This window comes from Pseudomonas sputi (assembly GCF_021603585.1).
GTDB lineage: Bacteria > Pseudomonadota > Gammaproteobacteria > Pseudomonadales > Pseudomonadaceae > Aquipseudomonas > Aquipseudomonas sputi.
This window is the reverse complement of sequence record NZ_BQHI01000019.1, coordinates 18,319-36,397: the sequence shown is the minus strand read 5'-3', so window position 1 is coordinate 36,397 and position 18,079 is coordinate 18,319. Positions and strand designations below refer to the sequence as shown.

The 18,079-nt window shown below is 59.9% G+C and carries 16 protein-coding genes; 7 read left to right on the top strand and 9 right to left on the bottom strand.

Features of this window, described 5'->3' with window-relative positions:
* Window positions 1–2: 2 nt before the first annotated feature.
* From sdhA to sdhC, 3 genes are read right to left on the bottom strand one after another with little or no spacing between them, the layout of a single operon-like run.
* Window positions 3–1,775 (bottom strand): succinate dehydrogenase flavoprotein subunit, encoded by a 1,773-nt coding sequence (gene sdhA / locus L6D81_RS21680; protein ID WP_011333114.1) that lies wholly within the window; start codon window positions 1,773–1,775, stop codon window positions 3–5.
* A 3-nt stretch (window positions 1,776–1,778) separates the two neighbouring features.
* Complete coding sequence (gene sdhD / locus L6D81_RS21675) at window positions 1,779–2,147, bottom strand: succinate dehydrogenase, hydrophobic membrane anchor protein (protein ID WP_007977503.1); 369 nt, start codon at window positions 2,145–2,147, stop codon at window positions 1,779–1,781.
* Window positions 2,141–2,515: a succinate dehydrogenase, cytochrome b556 subunit gene (sdhC, locus tag L6D81_RS21670; RefSeq protein WP_011333113.1), complete on the bottom strand. Its 375-nt coding sequence runs from the start codon at window positions 2,513–2,515 to the stop codon at window positions 2,141–2,143. The genes sdhD and sdhC overlap by 7 nt, the downstream gene beginning before the upstream one ends.
* A gap of 365 nt (window positions 2,516–2,880) precedes the next feature.
* Here sdhC and gltA point away from each other — a divergent pair, with 365 nt between their 5' ends.
* On the top strand, window positions 2,881–4,170 hold the full coding sequence (gene gltA, locus L6D81_RS21665; RefSeq protein ID WP_007959044.1) for a citrate synthase: 1,290 nt from the start codon (window positions 2,881–2,883) through the stop codon (window positions 4,168–4,170).
* Between the two features lie 1,041 nt (window positions 4,171–5,211).
* Here gltA and L6D81_RS21660 read toward each other — a convergent pair.
* From L6D81_RS21660 to L6D81_RS21650, 3 genes are all read right to left on the bottom strand, one after another.
* The gene (locus L6D81_RS21660; RefSeq protein WP_236181870.1) at window positions 5,212–6,870 is read right to left on the bottom strand and encodes a cation acetate symporter; all 1,659 of its coding nucleotides are present in this window, start codon (window positions 6,868–6,870) and stop codon (window positions 5,212–5,214) included.
* On the bottom strand, window positions 6,867–7,178 hold the full coding sequence (locus L6D81_RS21655) for a DUF485 domain-containing protein (protein WP_011333111.1): 312 nt from the start codon (window positions 7,176–7,178) through the stop codon (window positions 6,867–6,869). Before L6D81_RS21655 ends, L6D81_RS21660 begins: the two co-directional genes overlap by 4 nt.
* A gap of 230 nt (window positions 7,179–7,408) precedes the next feature.
* Window positions 7,409–8,260: a glycine betaine ABC transporter substrate-binding protein gene (locus L6D81_RS21650; RefSeq protein ID WP_236181869.1), complete on the bottom strand. Its 852-nt coding sequence runs from the start codon at window positions 8,258–8,260 to the stop codon at window positions 7,409–7,411.
* A 287-nt stretch (window positions 8,261–8,547) separates the two neighbouring features.
* Between L6D81_RS21650 and L6D81_RS21645 the strand changes: the two genes are divergently transcribed.
* Entirely contained in the window at window positions 8,548–10,143 is a 1,596-nt protein-coding gene (locus tag L6D81_RS21645; RefSeq protein ID WP_236181868.1) for a glycoside hydrolase family 17 protein, read from the top strand.
* Window positions 10,144–10,262: 119 nt separating this feature from the next.
* On the opposite strand, the gene L6D81_RS21640 is transcribed toward L6D81_RS21645, so the two are convergent.
* Window positions 10,263–10,616, bottom strand: coding sequence for a hypothetical protein (locus L6D81_RS21640; RefSeq protein ID WP_236181867.1), 354 nt, complete (start codon window positions 10,614–10,616; stop codon window positions 10,263–10,265).
* 223 nt (window positions 10,617–10,839) lie between these two features.
* On the opposite strand from L6D81_RS21640, the gene L6D81_RS21635 reads away from it, so the two are divergent.
* Both L6D81_RS21635 and L6D81_RS21630 read left to right on the top strand, forming a co-directional pair.
* Window positions 10,840–12,138: a serine/threonine protein kinase gene (locus L6D81_RS21635; protein ID WP_085747084.1), complete on the top strand. Its 1,299-nt coding sequence runs from the start codon at window positions 10,840–10,842 to the stop codon at window positions 12,136–12,138.
* Entirely contained in the window at window positions 12,131–12,919 is a 789-nt protein-coding gene (locus tag L6D81_RS21630) for an MlaA family lipoprotein (RefSeq protein WP_236181866.1), read from the top strand. The genes L6D81_RS21635 and L6D81_RS21630 overlap by 8 nt, the downstream gene beginning before the upstream one ends.
* Before the next feature lie 64 nt (window positions 12,920–12,983).
* Here L6D81_RS21630 and L6D81_RS21625 read toward each other — a convergent pair whose 3' ends face one another.
* A complete protein-coding gene (locus L6D81_RS21625; protein ID WP_236181865.1) occupies window positions 12,984–13,898 on the bottom strand; it encodes a DUF808 domain-containing protein in 915 nt (304 codons plus the stop codon).
* Window positions 13,899–14,032: 134 nt separating this feature from the next.
* Here L6D81_RS21625 and L6D81_RS21620 point away from each other — a divergent pair, with 134 nt between their 5' ends.
* On the top strand, window positions 14,033–14,638 hold the full coding sequence (locus L6D81_RS21620; protein WP_236181864.1) for a TetR/AcrR family transcriptional regulator: 606 nt from the start codon (window positions 14,033–14,035) through the stop codon (window positions 14,636–14,638).
* 91 nt (window positions 14,639–14,729) lie between these two features.
* On the opposite strand, the gene L6D81_RS21615 is transcribed toward L6D81_RS21620, so the two are convergent.
* Window positions 14,730–15,170, bottom strand: coding sequence for a GlcG/HbpS family heme-binding protein (locus L6D81_RS21615; RefSeq protein WP_236181863.1), 441 nt, complete (start codon window positions 15,168–15,170; stop codon window positions 14,730–14,732).
* Window positions 15,171–15,438: 268 nt separating this feature from the next.
* Here L6D81_RS21615 and gcl point away from each other — a divergent pair, with 268 nt between their 5' ends.
* Complete coding sequence (gene gcl / locus L6D81_RS21610; RefSeq protein WP_011333103.1) at window positions 15,439–17,214, top strand: glyoxylate carboligase; 1,776 nt, start codon at window positions 15,439–15,441, stop codon at window positions 17,212–17,214.
* A 61-nt stretch (window positions 17,215–17,275) separates the two neighbouring features.
* Complete coding sequence (gene hyi, locus L6D81_RS21605) at window positions 17,276–18,058, top strand: hydroxypyruvate isomerase (protein WP_011333102.1); 783 nt, start codon at window positions 17,276–17,278, stop codon at window positions 18,056–18,058.
* The last annotated feature ends 21 nt before the right edge of the window (window positions 18,059–18,079 follow it).

Genomic DNA, 18,079 nt, shown 5'->3' with positions numbered 1-18,079 from the left:
CCTTAATAAGTCCGGACTTTAGGTTCGAAAGTCGGAACAGTCTTCGGCGAGAAGTTAACGGCACGCTTGGCAACGCGTTTCTCACCCGGGAAGTACAGGGTGTGGCACAGCCAGTTTTCGTCGTCACGGTCTTCGAAGTCTTCACGGGCGTGAGCACCGCGGGACTCTTTACGTACTTCGGCAGCGATGGCGGTAGCTTCAGCCACTTCCAGCAGGTTTTGCAGTTCCAGCGCTTCGATACGTGCAGTGTTGAACGCCTGCGACTTATCGTTGATCTTCACGTTGGCGATGCGCTTGCGCAGATCGGCCAGCTGGGCAATACCCTTCTGCATGTATTCGCCGGTACGGAATACGCCGAAGTAGTTCTGCATGCAGCTTTGCAGCTCGCGACGCAGGGTAGCGACGTCTTCGCCGTCGGTACGGTTGTTCAGGGCGTTCAGACGCGCCAGGGCAGCTTCGATGTCGGCTTCGGTAGCGTCGTCGTACTCGATGCCGTCGGTCAGCGCCTTCTCCAGGTGCAGGCCGGCAGCGCGGCCGAATACCACCAAGTCGAGCAGCGAGTTGCCGCCCAGACGGTTGGCACCGTGAACCGATACGCAAGCCACTTCACCTACAGCGAACAGACCAGGAATGATCTGATCCACGCCTTCGGCGTCCTGGGTGATCGCCTGGCCATGAATGTTGGTGGCAACGCCGCCCATCATGTAGTGGCAAGTCGGAACAACCGGAACCGGAGCAACCACCGGGTCAACGTGTGCGAAAGTCTTCGACAGTTCGCAGATGCCTGGCAGACGGCTGTGCAGCACTTCCTCGCCCAGGTGGTCGAGCTTGAGCATCACGTGGTCGCCATTCGGACCGCAACCGTTGCCGGCGATGATTTCTTTAACCATCGAGCGGGCAACCACGTCACGACCGGCAAGGTCTTTGGCGTTCGGAGCATAACGCTCCATGAAACGCTCGCCGTGCTTGTTGATCAGGTAACCACCTTCACCACGGCAACCTTCGGTAACCAGCACACCGGCGCCGGCGATGCCGGTCGGGTGGAACTGCCACATTTCGATGTCTTGTACCGGCACGCCAGCACGCAGAGCCATGCCGACGCCGTCACCGGTGTTGATCAGGGCGTTGGTGGTGGAGGCATAGATACGACCTGCACCGCCGGTAGCCAGTACGGTGGCTTTGGCGCGGATGTAGGTGGTTTCGCCGGTTTCGATGCAGATCGCGATCACACCGACGAATTCGCCCTCCTGGTTTTTCACCAGGTCGACAGCGTAGTACTCGTTCAGGAACGTGGTACCGGCCTTCAGATTGCCCTGATAAAGGGTATGCAGCAGCGCGTGACCGGTACGGTCGGATGCGGCGCAAGTACGGGCAGCCTGCCCGCCTTTACCGTAATCCTTCGACTGACCGCCGAACGGACGCTGGTAGATACGGCCTTGCTCGGTACGCGAGAACGGCAGACCCATGTGGTCCAGCTCGAAAACGGCAGCCGGGCCTTCCTGACACATGTATTCGATAGCGTCCTGGTCACCGATGTAGTCGGAACCCTTGACGGTATCGTACATGTGCCAGCGCCAGTCATCGTTCGGGTCGGCCGAAGCGATGGCGCAGGTGATGCCGCCCTGTGCGGACACAGTGTGCGAACGGGTCGGGAAAACCTTGGTGATCACGGCAGTCTTGTGACCACCCTGTGCCAGTTGCAGCGCTGCGCGCATGCCGGCACCGCCGCCACCAATAATGATGGCGTCGAAAGAAATCGTTGGAATGTTAGCCATGAATCAGATACCCCAGAGAATCTGCACACCCCAGACGAAGTAAGCGAACATCGCGACGCCGCATACTGCCTGGAAAAGGAAACGTACTGCAGTCGCGGACTTGCCCAGCGCCATTGGCGTCAGGTAGTCGGTCGCGATGGTCCACATGCCGACCCAGGCGTGAGCGCCCAGGGCAACCAGTGCCAGCAGACTGAAGATACGCATTCCGTTGTGGGCGAACAGGCCGTGCCATTGGTCGTAGCCAATGCCCGGGTTCGCGGCGAGGTAGCCGATCAGGAATATGAAATAAGCCGCGAGAACGACCGCAGACACACGCTGTGCCATCCAGTCATAGAGGCCTGAACGCGAAAGGTTTGTAACGCTGGTTACCATATCCAAACTCCTGCCAGAACGATCAGCACCACGGAAACGGCGATGATCAGTTTCGAGCCCAGGCGGCCGCCTTCCAGCGTCTCACCGATGCCCATGTCCATGATCAAGTGGCGCACACCGGCAACCAGGTGATACAGAAGAGCGGACAGGAGGCCCCATGCTACGAACTTGGCCAGCGGGCTGGTCAAGCATGCCTTCACCTCGACATAACCTTCCTCGGAACCCAGGGATTTGCCCAATGCATAAAGCATGATGCCAAGTCCCAGGAAGAGGATGATGCCGGAAACACGGTGAAGAAACGACGTAACGCCGGTGATGGGGAGTTTGATGGTCCTTAGGTCTAGGTTTACAGGTCGTTGGCTTTTCACGGCTTTTTTTTTCACACTGAAGAGCCCCTAACAATCAGGGCAAAGTTGTTGGGGAGTGCACTGGTCAGGTAACCACCACCCAGGGATGCGACCCCCAATGAAAGCAAGCCCAAAAGCCCTTGGCGGTCGGTCGCCGAGTATAGACAGTTAGGCTACTAATGACAACGCAATCGCCTACCCCCAATAGCGGATTGCACAAGTCGTATAAAAGGCGTAAATGGCAGGCAATTTCGAGGAAAAAGTACGGTTAAAGCCTTCTGGAGCAAGACTTTAGGCAAATTGACATTCGAATTTATCTCACTATAGTGGTGCGGGCCCTGCGTGGGGGGTCTGTCTGATGATTTCAAGCATAAATAGGAGGCCACATGGCTGACAAAAAAGCGCAGTTGATCATCGAGGGCGCAGCCCCCGTCGAGCTGCCCATTTTAACCGGCACCGTTGGTCCCGATGTTATCGATGTTCGGGGCCTGACGGCCACGGGCCGCTTCACTTTCGACCCCGGTTTCATGTCGACCGCTTCCTGCGAATCGAAGATCACCTATATCGACGGCGACAACGGCATCCTGCTGCACCGCGGCTACCCGATCGAACAGCTGGCTGAAAAGTCGGACTACCTGGAAACCTGCTACCTGCTGCTCAACGGCGAACTGCCGACCGCAGAACAGAAGGCCCAGTTCGTCGGCACCGTGAAGAACCACACCATGGTTCACGAACAGCTGAAAACCTTCTTCAACGGCTTCCGCCGTGACGCCCACCCGATGGCCGTCATGTGTGGTGTAGTCGGCGCCCTCTCGGCCTTCTACCACGACTCCCTCGACATCAATAACCCGCAGCATCGCGAAATCTCCGCGATCCGCCTGGTTGCCAAGATGCCGACCCTGGCCGCGATGGTTTACAAGTACTCCATGGGCCAACCCATGATGTACCCGCGCAACGACCTGTCGTACGCGGAAAACTTCCTGCACATGATGTTCAACACCCCGTGCGAGATCAAACCGATCAGCCCGGTACTCGCCAAGGCCATGGACCGGATCTTCATCCTCCACGCCGACCACGAGCAGAACGCTTCGACCTCCACCGTGCGTCTGGCGGGCTCCTCGGGTGCCAACCCGTTCGCCTGCATCGCCGCCGGGATCGCCGCACTGTGGGGCCCTGCCCACGGCGGTGCGAACGAAGCCGTGCTGACCATGCTCGATGAAATCGGCGATGTCTCGAACATCGACAAGTTCATCGCCAAGGCCAAGGACAAGAACGATCCGTTCAAGCTGATGGGCTTCGGTCACCGGGTCTACAAGAACCGCGACCCACGTGCGACCGTGATGAAGCAGACTTGCGACGAAGTCTTGAAGGAACTGGGCATCCAGAACGATCCGCAACTCGAACTGGCCATGCGCCTGGAAGAGATCGCCCTGACCGACCCATACTTCATCGAACGCTCGCTGTACCCGAACGTCGACTTCTACTCGGGGATCATCCTCAAGGCGATCGGCATTCCGACCAGCATGTTCACTGTGATCTTCGCCCTGGCACGTACTGTCGGCTGGATTTCGCACTGGAAGGAAATGCTCTCCAGCCCGTACAAGATTGGCCGTCCTCGCCAGCTGTACACCGGCTACGAGTCGCGGGATATCACCAAGCTGGAAGACCGCAAATAAGAGCTGTCTTGCGATAGCGTCTTAGCGCTGTACCGGGAACGGCCTCCATGTGAATGGGGGCCGTTTTTGTTTGCTTCATCTCAGCGGCCTTTGGGCCGACTGGTTTTTTTGTTTATTGGGTACATATCCGTTTCTTCGGGTGCTGCCGCTGGCGGTTTCGCTCTTACAGCGACTCACTTTTCCAAACGCCGAAAAGTAAGCAAAAGGCTTTTGCCCCGGCGTACGGCACTTCGCCTAGGCTCAGCGTTCCCTCGCTACGGTGTCCATCAGGGGGCATCGCCTACGGTTTGCTTCGCTGCACCTCCTCTCGATGTATGCGGCTTCGCCGCACGGCGCTGCGCGCCTACCCCCTTATGGACACCTACGCTCGGCCTGCCGAAGGGGCAAAAAACAAAAGCAGATCAAGAGCCAGATCAAGAGCCCCTCACCCTAGCCCTCTCCCGAAGAGAGAGGGGACCGACCGAGTTGATTGGGAGAGTTGTGCCGATGTGCAATACCGCGTCGAACTCAGGCTCTGAAAAGCACAAAAATCGGCTCCCTCTCCTCGGGGAGAGGGCTGGGGGGAGGGGTAAACCCACCACAAAACCAAAGCCAAACACGCCCTGCTCCCCCCACTCAAAACGATGAGCGTTAGCTCGAGTACCGCTTTTGATCGCAGGGCCCGTCGGCAGGCTGAGTGGAGGGATTGATCCGGGGGTGGGAGCGCAGCGACCGTTTGGCGAAGCCAAACACATCGAGAGGAGGTGCAGCGAAGCAAACCGTAGGCGATGCCCCCGGATCAATCCCGGAGCGAAGGAACCCCGAGCCTCAGCGAGGGGCCGTACGTCAGGGTTAGAGACCTTTTGGTTACTTTTGGGGCGTTTGCCAAAAGTGACCCGCCGTAAGGGCGGAACCCCAAGCAGCCGTTACCGCAGCAACGGATATACACACAAATCAAAACCACCCCAAAGAAAGTCCGATAACCGCCCACAAAAAAAATGCCCCAATCTCTCGACCAGGGCATTTCCATTCAAATCAACCTACATATTCAACCTAAAAGCCTCAGTGCGAAACCGCCCCACTAGCCCCCAACCCAGTCTGCGAACGCACAAACTGCGGGAAGAACAGCGCACGCTCATTCTCGGCTTCGGCCGACTTATCGGTGACCGAGAAGAACCAGATGCCGATGAACGCAATGATCATCGAGAACAACGCAGGATACTCGTAAGGGAAGATCGCCTTCTCATGATGCAGAATCTGCACCCAGATGGTAGGGCCGAGAATCATCAGACCCACCGCACTCACCAGCCCCAGCCAGCCGCCAATCATGGCGCCTCGGGTGGTCAGCCTCTTCCAGTACATCGAAAGCAGCAGCACCGGGAAGTTGCAGCTCGCCGCGATGGAGAACGCCAGGCCGACCATGAACGCGATGTTCTGGCTTTCGAACAGGATGCCCAGGCCGATGGCCAGAACGCCCAGTGCGATGGTGGTGATCTTCGAAACGCGGATCTCATCCTTCTCGTTGGCCTTGCCCTTCTTGATCACGCTGGCATACAGGTCGTGAGACACCGCCGAAGCACCGGCCAGGGTCAGGCCCGCCACGACCGCCAGAATGGTCGCGAACGCCACCGCCGAGATGAAGCCGAGGAATACGCTGCCGCCCACGGCGTTGGCCAGGTGCACCGCCGCCATGTTGTTGCCGCCGAGCAGAGCGCCAGCCGCATCTTTAAAGGCCGGGTTGGTGCTGACCAGCAGGATCGCGCCGAAGCCGATGATGAAGGTCAGGATGTAGAAGTAACCGATGAAACCGGTTGCGTACAGCACGCTCTTGCGGGCTTCTTTCGCGTCGCTGACAGTGAAGAAGCGCATCAGGATGTGCGGCAGGCCGGCGGTACCGAACATCAGCGCCAGGCCCAGGGAGAACGCCGAGATCGGATCTTTTACCAGACCGCCCGGGCTCATGATCGCTTCGCCCTTGGCGTGGACCTTGATGGCTTCGGAGAACAGGGTGTTGAAGTCGAAGTTGACGTGCTTCATCACCATCAGCGCCATGAACGAGGCACCGGACAGCAACAGCACCGCCTTGATGATCTGCACCCAGGTGGTCGCCAGCATGCCGCCGAACAGCACGTACAGGCACATCAGGATACCGACCAGAATCACCGCAACGTGGTAGTCGAGACCGAACAATAGCTGGATCAGCTTGCCGGCACCGACCATTTGCGCGATCAGGTAGAACGCCACCACCACCAGCGAACCGCAGGCCGACAGGGTGCGGATCTGGGTTTGCCCAAGGCGGTAGGACGCCACGTCGGCAAAGGTGTATTTACCCAGGTTGCGCAGACGCTCGGCGATCAGGAACAGAATGATCGGCCAGCCCACCAGGAAGCCGATCGAGTAGATCAGGCCGTCGTAGCCGGAGGTGAACACCAGCGCGGAAATCCCCAGGAAGGACGCCGCCGACATATAGTCGCCCGCAATCGCCAGACCGTTCTGGAAACCGGTGATCTTGCCGCCCGCCGCATAGTAGTCGGCCGCAGAGTTGTTGCGTTTGGACGCCCAGTAAGTGATGCACAGGGTCGCGCCAACGAACGCCACGAACATGACGATCGCGGAAACGTTGAGCGGTTGTTTGTGGACTTCGCCGGTCAGGGCGTCAGCGGCCCAGACGGCTGGAGCAAACGCTGCGATGCTCAAAAGAGCCAGTAGACGCCGGATCATTGCTGAGCCTCCTTGAGAATCGCGTTGTTCAGGTCGTCGAACTCGCCATTGGCGCGGCGTACATAAATGCCGGTCAGGATGAAGGCCGAGACAATCAGTCCGACACCGATCGGGATGCCCCAGGTGATGGATGATTCGGGGCTGATTTTCGTCCCGAGCACTTGCGGCCCGTACGCGATCAGAAGGATGAAGCCGGAGTAGAGCCCGAGCATGATCGCCGAGAGTATCCAGGCGAACCTTTCTCTTTTCTTGACCAGCTCCTTGAAGCGCGGGCTGTTCTGAATCGAGAGGTAAATGCTGTCGTTCATTGTTTTTATCCTCGCAGCACAGATTTTTATTTTTGGAACGTATCCACTGTATGCGGCTGCGAGCCGGGTTCCAGACGACCTTAGTAGTAGAACGCCATGACGTTTTTGCCAATTTCCAGACCAGCCGAAAACCGCCATCCCTGCCTATTAATAGAGGACAAACAAAAAAGGCCGCCCGACTGTCATGTCGGGCGGCCCTGGGAAGCGCAGATTAGACGCTTCGGCTTAAATCACTTGGTCCAGTCGGCAACCCGATCCGGGTGCTTGGCAACCCAATCCTTGGCCGCTGCGTCAGGTTTTGCACCGTCCTGAATCGCCAGCATGACTTCGCCGATTTCGTCTTTCGAAGCCCACTGGAAGTTCTTCAGGAACTTGGCCACTTCCGGTGCCTTGGTCGCCAGTTCCTTGCTGCCGATGCTGTTCACGGTTTCAGCTGCGCCGTACACGCCTTTCGGGTCGTCGAGGAAGCGCAGTTTCCACTTGGCGAACATCCAGTGCGGCACCCAGCCGGTGACAGCGATGGATTCGTTTTTCTTCTCGGCGCGGGTCAGCTCGGCAATCATGCCGGCGCCGGAACTGGCCTTGAGGGTGTATTTGTCGAGGCCGTAATCCTTGATCGCCTGATCGGTCTTGAGCATCACGCCTGACCCGGCATCGATGCCGACGATGCGGTTCTTGAAAGTGTCATCGGTTTTCAGGTCTTCGATCGACTTGGCTTTCACATACTCCGGCACGATCAGACCGATTTTCGCGTCCTTGAAGTTCGGGCCGTAATCGACGACCTGATCCTTGTTCTTGGTCCAGTATTCGCCGTGGGTCACCGGCAGCCAGGCCGAAAGCATGGCGTCGAGTTTACCGGTGGCAACGCCCTGCCACATGATGCCGGTGGCGACGGCTTGCAGTTTCACGTCGTAGCCGAGTTTCTGCTTGATCACTTCGGCCGCCACGTGGGTGGTCGCGACGCTGTCGGACCAGCCGTCAACGTAGCCGATGTTCAGGGTCTTGGTTTCAGCACTGGCGAGTGTGGAGCCCATCGCAAGTACCAGAGCGGCACCTGCGCCTAAAAGTCGTCGCATCTTCATCGTTACTTCCCCGAAATGCTGCGCCCGACGGATGCCGGGCATCGTCAACGTGTTGTTATGGTGCTCGGCGCCCCCATCACGCCCGTTCGCAAACTCGTTCGAACATCAGCGGAGTACTGATGAGTCCGATCATCAACCTGACGCACGCAGCGACCTGCTCTGTCAGCGACCTCAAGGCAACGAGAAACGACATCAGAAAGCCATTAACTGCGTCCGGATATTTGGCGCCAGACAATCCGCCCGAACTTTGCATGTCAAAATCGTGCGAGCCACCAACCTCCGTATAAATGCAGGTAACATGCGTCGCTTTGCAGCCACTCGGCCTGACCATGTCCGCGACCTCCCGTTTGCCCTTTCTTCCTTATCTGTTCGCCTGCCTGCTCGGGCTGTTTGCCCTGTGCGGTTTCTGGTACGGCCTCGGTAAACCAGTGATCCTGCCGGACGTCGCCACCCCCACCCACAAGCTGCAATGCGCCTCCTACACGCCATTCGATAAGGACCAGTCGCCGTTCGACGTGCCGTTCAAACTGCGCCCGGAGCGCATGGACGCCGACCTCGCCCTGCTCGCGACCCGCTTCGAATGCATTCGCACCTACTCGATGACCGGCCTCGAAGCGCTGCCGGATCTGGCGCGCAAGCATGGTTTGAAGTTGATGATCGGCGCGTGGGTCAACAGCAATCCGGTGGACACCGAGAAGGAAGTCGATCTGCTGATCGCTTCGGCCAACGCCAACCCGGACGTGGTCAGCGCCGTGATCGTCGGCAACGAAGCCTTGCTGCGCAAGGAGGTCACCGCCACCCAACTGGTGAAGTTGATCAACAGGGTCAAGAGCCACATCAAGCAGCCAGTCACCTATGCGGATGTCTGGGAGTTCTGGCTCAAGCACCCGGAAATCGCGCCGGCGGTGGATTTCCTGACCATTCATTTGCTGCCGTATTGGGAAGACGATCCGTCGAACATCGACGCCGCGCTGCAACATGTGGCGCAAGTGCGCCAGGTTTTCGGCAACAAATTCGCGCCCAAGGACGTGATGATCGGCGAAACCGGCTGGCCGAGCGAAGGTCGCCAGCGTGAGACCGCGTTGCCGAGCCGGGTCAACGAGGCCAAGTTCATTCGCGGCTTTGTCACCCTCGCCGAACAAGAGGGTTGGCGTTACAACCTGATCGAAGCGTTTGATCAGCCGTGGAAGCGCGGCAGCGAAGGTGCGGTCGGCGGTTACTGGGGGCTGTTCGATACGGATCGCCAGGACAAAGGCGTGTTGGCCGGGCCGGTGTCGAATGTGCCGTACTGGTCGCAGTGGCTGGCAGTCGGCGGGCTGATCTTCCTCGGAACATTACTGCTGGGCGGCCGGGTTCGCACGACGCGCTCGGCGCTGATCCTGCCGCTGCTCGGCGCCCTCGCCGCCTGCTCGATCGGCGCCTGGGGCGATCTGGCGCGGGTGACCACGCGGTTTGCCAGCGAATGGCTGTGGGTCGGATTGCTGACCGCTCTGAATCTGTTGGTGCTGACCCATGCCGCGCTGACCTTGAGCGCCCGCAATGGCTGGCGTGAGCGGGCGTTCAACGCTTTCGAGCGACGGGCCGGCTGGCTGGTAGCGGCAGCCGGTTTCGCCGCCGCCGTGATGATGCTCGAGCTGGTGTTCGATCCGCGCTATCGCAGCTTTCCAAGCGTGGCGTTCATTCTGCCGGCGCTGGTTTACCTGTGCCGTCCGGTCAATGTCGCCCGTCGGGAGATCGCCTTGCTGACCTTCATCATCGGCGCGGGCATTGCGCCGCAGCTGTTCCGTGAAGGATTGCAGAATCAGCAGGCCTGGGGCTGGGCGCTGGTCAGCGTGTTGATGGTGGCTGCGTTGTGGCGCTGCCTGCGGGTTCGCAACCGCTGACCTTCAGAGGCTGAACCGGCCTCTTCGCTGGCAAACCCGCTCCCACAGGATTGCTGCCTGCCACAGGTTCTGCGTCCAAATAGATCAAATGTGGGAGCTGACTTGCCAGCGATGGCTGACTATCTAACCAGCCGCAACCCGGCAATCACCAGCGCAAACACCGCCAGCGTCGTGTTGTACAGCGCCAGCGCCGGCAACCCGAACACCAGCGCCAGCGCCGCCAGCCACCACCCTGCCCGGCCCGGCACGACAAAACCGAGCACGGCTGCAGCGATCGCCGCCCAACCCAGCAGCTGGAAATGAATCATCAGGCCCAGGTTCGAGCGCACCGAGCACTCCCAGCGGCTCGCCTCATCCACGCAAATGCCCACCCACTGCGCATCTTCCATGAAGCCATAACGCGCGCCATAACTGGCAGCCAGCCACAACGGCAACAGAAGGAGCAGCAGAATCACGGGCAAGCGGCGGGACATGGAACACTCCAATCGATGAAATCGGCGGCCAGCTTAATCTGCCGCTGCGCATACGCAAGGGCTAACAACTCTTAACTGGTCATTCCTTCCTTGCAAAGTGTATCGTCCGGCTACTATTACTCCGAATTCTGTCAGTTTGGTGTCGTGGCATGGCACTTTGGCGCAAACCCGGTGGTCATAGCCTGCGAACTTCATTCGGCACCTTCCTCTAAGGGATCCAGTCATGCTCCGTTCCTTGCGCTTCGCCGCCTTGTTTGGCGGCCTTATTCTGAGTGCGTCCGCGCTGGCGGTGGATATCGACGCCGCCAGCTATGGCTATCCCCTGACCAACCCGTTCGAGGCGACCATCGCCACCACGCCACCGGACTTGCGCCCGGAACTGCCACTGGACGACGACATCGATCAGGCTGATCGCAGCGTCACCCTGCGTCCCGAGCGCGAATTCATCCTGCCGGACAATTTCTGGCCGGTAAAAAAACTGACTTACCGCATCGCCACTCAGGACAAGGCCGCACCGCTGATCTTCCTGATCGCCGGCACCGGCGCGCGCTACGACAGCACGCTCAACGAATACCTGAAGAAGCTTTATTACAAGGCCGGCTACCACGTGGTGCAGCTGTCATCGCCGACCAGCTTCGACTTCATGAGCGCTGCCTCGCGTTTCGCCACCCCCGGCGTGACCAAGGAAGACGCCGAAGACATGTACCGGGTGATGCAGGCCGTGCGGGCGCAGAACCCGAAGCTGCCGGTCACCGACTATTACCTCAGCGGCTACAGCCTCGGCGCCCTGGACGCGGCGTTCGTTGCCCATCTGGACGAAACCCGGCGCAGCTTCAACTTCAAGAAAGTCCTGCTGCTCAATCCGCCGGTCAACCTCTACACCTCGATCACCAACCTCGACAAGCTGGTGCAGACCGAGGTCAAGGGCATCAACAACAGCACCACGTTCTATGAACTGGTGCTGAGCAAACTGACCCGCTACTTCCAGCAAAAGGGCTACATCGACCTCAACGATGCACTGCTCTATGACTTCCAGCAATCCAAGCAGCACCTGAGCAACGAGCAGATGGCGATGCTGATCGGCACTTCGTTCCGCTTCTCGGCGGCGGATATCGCGTTCACTTCGGACCTGATCAACCGTCGCGGCCTGATCACTCCGCCGAAATTCCCGATCACCGAAGGCACCAGCCTCACGCCGTTCCTCAAGCGTGCGCTGCAATGCGACTTCGACTGCTACCTCACCGAACAGGTGATTCCGATGTGGCGCGCCCGCACCGACGGCGGCAGCCTGCTGCAACTGATCGATCAGGTGAGCTTGTATGCGTTGAAGGATTACCTGCACGACAGCCCGAAAATCGCCGTCATGCACAACGCTGACGACGTGATCCTCGGCCCGGGCGACCTCGGTTTCCTGCGCCGCACCTTCGGCGATCGCCTGACCGTTTACCCGCTGGGCGGCCATTGCGGCAACCTTAACTACCGCGTCAACAGCGACGCCATGCTGGAGTTCTTCCGTGGCTAAATATCTCCTGCTGATTGCAGCGCTCCTCAGTGCAGGTATGGCCCAGGCCGACAACAGCAAGGCCAATGCACCGGTGGTCATCGACAGCGACGGTTTCAAGGAGCCGTTGTCCAAACTCAAGTTCAACCCGGGGCTGGATCAGCGCGAGTTCGAGCGCTCGACCCTCAGCGCGCTGAACGTCTACGACCCGCTGGAAGAGTGGAACCGCCGCGTCTACCACTTCAACTACCGCTTCGACCAATGGGTGTTCCTGCCGGTGGTCGATGGCTATCGCTACATCACCCCGAGCTTCGTGCGCACCGGCGTGAGCAACTTCTTCAACAACATTGGCGACGTACCGAACCTGGTCAACAGCCTGTTGCAGTTCAAGGGCAAGCGCTCGATGGAAACCACCGCGCGCCTGCTGCTCAACACCACCATCGGCATCGCCGGGCTCTGGGATCCGGCCACCGCCATGGGCCTGCCGCGCCAGAGCGAAGACTTCGGCCAGACCCTGGGCTTCTACGGCGTACCGGGCGGCGCTTACTTCGTGCTGCCGATCCTCGGTCCGTCGAACCTGCGCGATACCGCGGGCCTGGCCGTGGACTACACCGCCGAGTCCGCGATCAACTTCCTCAATGTCTCGGAAGTCAGCTCCAACCACCCGGAAGTGTGGGCCTTGCGTGCCGTCGACAAGCGCTATCAGACCAGCTTCCGTTATGGTCAGCTGAACTCACCGTTCGAGTACGAGAAGGTGCGCTACGTCTACACCGAGTCGCGCAAGTTGCAGATCGCCGAGTAAAAACGCCAACCACAAAAAAGGCCATTCGATACGAGTCGAATGGCCTTTTTGTTTGCCTCTGGATTTAACCCTTCAGCGCTTTCCAGACTTTGCCGATTACGGTCACACCCGCCAGCACCACTGCACCCGCGATGATTCCCGCCACGCCGTTCAACAGCATCGGCACCACGAACCCGGCGCCTCCGGCCGCAGCGCCGACGCTTTCGATCCAGTGATGCACCACCGGTACGCCATGGGTCAGGATGCCACCACCGACCAGGAACATCGCCGCCGTGCCGATCACCGACAGGCTTTTCATCATGTACGGCGCGGCGCGCAGGATGCCGTTGCCGATACTTTTGGCCATCTGCCCGGGCTTCTGAGTCAGCCACAGACCGAGGTCGTCGAGTTTGACGATACCGGCCACCAGACCGTAAACGCCCACGGTCATGACGATGGCGATGCCCGACATCACGATCACTTGCTGGGTCAGCGAAGCATCGGCCACGGTGCCGAGGGTAATGGCGATGATTTCCGCCGACAGGATGAAGTCGGTGCGGATGGCGCCCTTGATCTTGTCCTTCTCGTACGCCACCAGATCGGTGGCCGGATCAGCTACGGCTACAACCAACTGGGCGTGCTCAGCCTCGTCTTCGGCCTTGCTGTGCAGGAACTTGTGCGCGAGCTTTTCGAAACCTTCGAAACACAGGTACGCACCACCGACCATCAACAGCGGCGTCACCAGCCATGGCACGAACGCACTGATCGCCAGCGCCGACGGCACCAGGATCAGTTTGTTGACGAAAGAACCCTTGGCCACTGCCCACACGACGGGAATTTCCCGCTCCGCGCGCACACCGGAGACCTGCTGGGCGTTGAGCGCCAAGTCGTCGCCGAGCACGCCGGCGGTCTTCTTGGCAGCCATTTTGGTCATCAACGCAACGTCGTCCAGAACGGTGGCGATGTCGTCGATCAGCACCAGCAAACTGCTTCCTGCCATGAATCATGTTTCCTTATGTGAATAATGCCGCGCAGCATACCGCGACTGCGGGCCACACGGGGCATTGTTGAGCGCCGCGCGAGGCCGGTGCTACCATGCGCAACCGCCAGAACAGGCAAGGAACCACCGGGTTTATGAGCACAATCCGCGAGCGCAACAAAGAACTGATCCTGCGTGCAGCCAGTGAAGAGTTTGCCGACAAGGGCTTCGCTGCGACCAAAACCAGCGACATCGCCGCCAAGGCAGGACTGCCCAAGCCCAACGTCTATTACTACTTCAAGTCCAAGGAAAACCTCTACCGCGAGGTACTGGAAAGTATCATCGTGCCGATCCTGCAGGCCTCGACCCCGTTCAACCCGGACGGCGTACCGAGCGAAGTGCTGAGCGGCTACATCCGCTCGAAGATCCGCATCTCCCGCGACCTGCCCTTCGCCTCCAAGGTGTTCGCCAGCGAAATCATGCACGGCGCCCCGCACCTGAGTGCCGACCTGGTCGAGCAGCTCAATGGCCAGGCCAAGCACAACATCGACTGCATCCAGACCTGGATCGACCGCGGCCAGATCGCCCCGATCGACCCCAACCACCTGATGTTCAGCATCTGGGCCGCGACCCAGACCTACGCCGACTTCGACTGGCAGATCTCCGCCGTCACCGGCAAGGCCAAGCTCGACGAAGCCGACTATGAAGCGGCAGCACAAACCATCATCCGGTTGGTGCTCAAGGGCTGCGAGCCGGACTGAATTCCGCCCCTCCAGACATAAACAAGCCCGCCCTGACATCATCCTGTGAGGGCGGGCTTGTGCGTTTCAGCGACTATCCGGTTTTAGCCACTCAGGCCGCCACCCCCGCATCCGCTCGCAGGTCCAGGGCCTCCACGGCCTTGATTGCCACCTGCTCATCGATGTCCGACAGATCGCCGCTGATGCCGATCGCACCCAGGACGTACCCCGCCTGATCCCGAATCAACACACCACCCGGTGCCGGCACGACGCTGCCCTGCCCCATGCTGTTGAGTGCGGCGATGAACGCCGGGCGTTGTTGCGCGTCCAGCGCCAGCAGGCGTGAGCCCTTGCCCAGGGCGATGGCGCCCCAGGCTTTGCCGATGGCGATGTTCGGGCGCAGCAGGCTGGCGCCGTCTTCGCGTTGCAAGGTGACCAGATGCCCGCCGGTATCCAGTACCGCGATGGTCAGCGGCGCGGCGCAGATGGCCCGCCCTGCACTGATGGCTTCGTTGACCAGCTTGACTGCGACTTCCAAGGTTAAAGCGCTCATGGTGCCGTCCTCATTTTGTTATTGGGAAAGTCGTTGGGCTGCGCTTTTCTGCCGCAGCTCGATGCAACAAATAGAACACAATGAACTATTTTTTTGTATACAATAATTCTCGAAAAGCGCCTCGTGCGACGAAAAGCCACAGCAGAACCGGCCTCCGACGAATGAAACAGGCGCTTGAGAAAATGGATTGACCTGCGCCGTCCGCCGTGAATACACTCTGCGCAAAGCCACTTGTATACAATTACAAAACGTAAAGAGGCACAAAACCATGAGCAAAATGAGAGCAATCGAAGCCGCCGTTCTGGTGATGCGCCGTGAAGGGGTTGATACCGCTTTTGGCATTCCAGGCGCTGCAATCAACCCGCTGTACTCCGCCCTGCAGAAAGTCGGTGGCATCGATCACGTCCTCGCTCGCCACGTTGAAGGCGCCTCGCACATGGCCGAGGGCTACACCCGCACCAAGGCCGGCAACATCGGCGTGTGCATCGGCACTTCCGGCCCGGCCGGTACCGACATGGTCACCGGCCTGTACAGCGCCTCCGCGGACTCGATTCCAATCCTCTGCATCACCGGGCAAGCACCCCGCGCCCGCATGCACAAGGAAGACTTCCAGGCCGTCGACATCACCAGCATCGTCAAGCCGGTGACCAAGTGGGCGACCACCGTTCTGGAGCCGGGCCAAGTGCCTTACGCCTTCCAGAAAGCCTTCTACGAAATGCGCTCCGGCCGTCCAGGCCCGGTGCTGATCGACCTGCCGTTCGACGTGCAGATGGCTGAAATCGAATTCGACATCGACGCCTACCAGCCACTGCCGCTGGCCAAGCCGAGCGCGACCCGCGTGCAAGTCGAAAAAGCCCTGGCGATGCTCGATCAGGCCGAGCGTCCATTGCTGGTTGCCGGCGGCGGCATCATCAACGCCGACGCCAGCGAGTTGCTGGTGGAGTTCGCCGAACTGACCGGCATTCCAGTGATTCCGACCCTGATGGGCTGGGGCACCATTCCGGACGATCACCCGCTGATGGTCGGCATGGTCGGTCTGCAGACTTCGCACCGTTACGGCAACGCCACCCTGCTCAAGTCCGACGTGGTGCTGGGCGTCGGCAACCGCTGGGCCAACCGTCACACCGGCTCGGTCGACGTCTACACCGAAGGCCGCAAGTTCATTCACGTCGACATCGAACCGACTCAGATCGGCCGCGTGTTCACCCCGGACTTGGGCATCGTTTCCGACGCCGCTGCCGCGCTGACCGTGTTCATCGAAGTCGCCCGTGAATGGCAAGCCGCCGGCAAACTGAAAAACCGCAGCGCCTGGCTGCAAGACTGCCAGCAGCGCAAGGCCAGCCTGCAACGCAAGACCCATTTCGACAACGTGCCGGTCAAGCCGCAGCGCGTTTACGAAGAAATGAACCAGGTGTTCGGCAAGGACACCTGCTACGTCAGCACCATTGGTCTGTCGCAAATTGCCGGCGCGCAGTTCCTGCACGTCTACAAGCCGCGTCACTGGATCAACTGCGGCCAGGCCGGCCCGTTGGGCTGGACCATTCCGGCAGCGCTGGGCGTGGTGAAGGCCGATCCGAACCGTAAAGTCGTGGCCCTGTCGGGGGACTATGACTTCCAGTTCATGATCGAAGAACTGGCGGTCGGCGCTCAGTTCAAACTGCCGTACATCCACGTCGTGGTGAACAACTCGTACCTGGGGCTGATCCGTCAGGCCCAGCGCGGGTTCGATATGGACTACTGCGTGCAGTTGTCCTTCGATAACCTGAACGCGCCGGAACTCAACGGTTATGGTGTCGACCACGTCGCAGTCGCCGAAGGCCTGGGCTGCAAAGCACTGCGCGTGTTCGAACCGGCTGACATCGCCCCTGCCCTGCGCAAGGCCGAAGAGCTGATCGAAGAGTTCAAGGTGCCGGTGATCGTCGAGATCATTCTGGAGCGTGTGACCAACATCTCCATGGGAACCGAGATCAACGCCGTCAACGAATTCGAAGACCTGGCGCTGGTCGGCAACGATGCGCCTACCGCGATTTCGCTGCTCGATTAAAACTGCTTGCCGTTCGTTCCCGCGCCGGGCGCGGGAGCGATCAATCTAACGGGAGACCACCATGCCGCGTTTCGCAGCCAACCTGTCCATGCTGTTCACCGAGCAGGATTTCCTTGCCCGTTTCGACGCCGCCGCCAAGGCTGGCTTCAGCGGTGTCGAGTACCTGTTCCCGTACGATTTCAGCTCTGCCGAAATCAAGGCCAGGCTCGACGCCAACGGTCTGACCCAAGTGCTGTTCAACCTGCCGGCCGGTGACTGGGCCAAGGGCGAGCGCGGTATCGCGTGCCTGCCGGACCGGGTCGAAGAGTTCCGCGCCGGGGTCGATCTGGCCATCGCTTACGCCCAGGTGCTGGGCAACACCCAGGTCAACTGCCTGGCCGGTATCCGTCCGCAGGGCGTGGACGATGCCACCGTTGAAAAGACCTTCGTCGCCAACCTCAAGTACGCCGCCGACAAGCTGCAAGCCGTCGGCATCAAACTGGTGATGGAAGCGATCAACACCCGCGACATCCCGGGTTTCTACCTGAACAACACGGCGCAAGCCCTGTCGATTCGCGAGCAGGTCGGCAGCGCCAACCTGTTCCTGCAATACGACATCTACCACATGCAAATCATGGAAGGCGATCTGGCCCGCACCCTGCAATCGCACCTGGCCGAGATCAACCATGTGCAGCTCGCCGACAACCCGGGCCGCAACGAGCCGGGCACTGGCGAAATCAACTACCGCTTCCTGTTCGAACACCTCGATCGCATCGGTTATCAGGGCTGGGTCGGCTGCGAATACAAACCGCTGACCACCACGGAAGCGGGCCTAGGCTGGCTGAAGACCCACAACGCGATCTGACCCCTATTTGCTTGAGCAAGA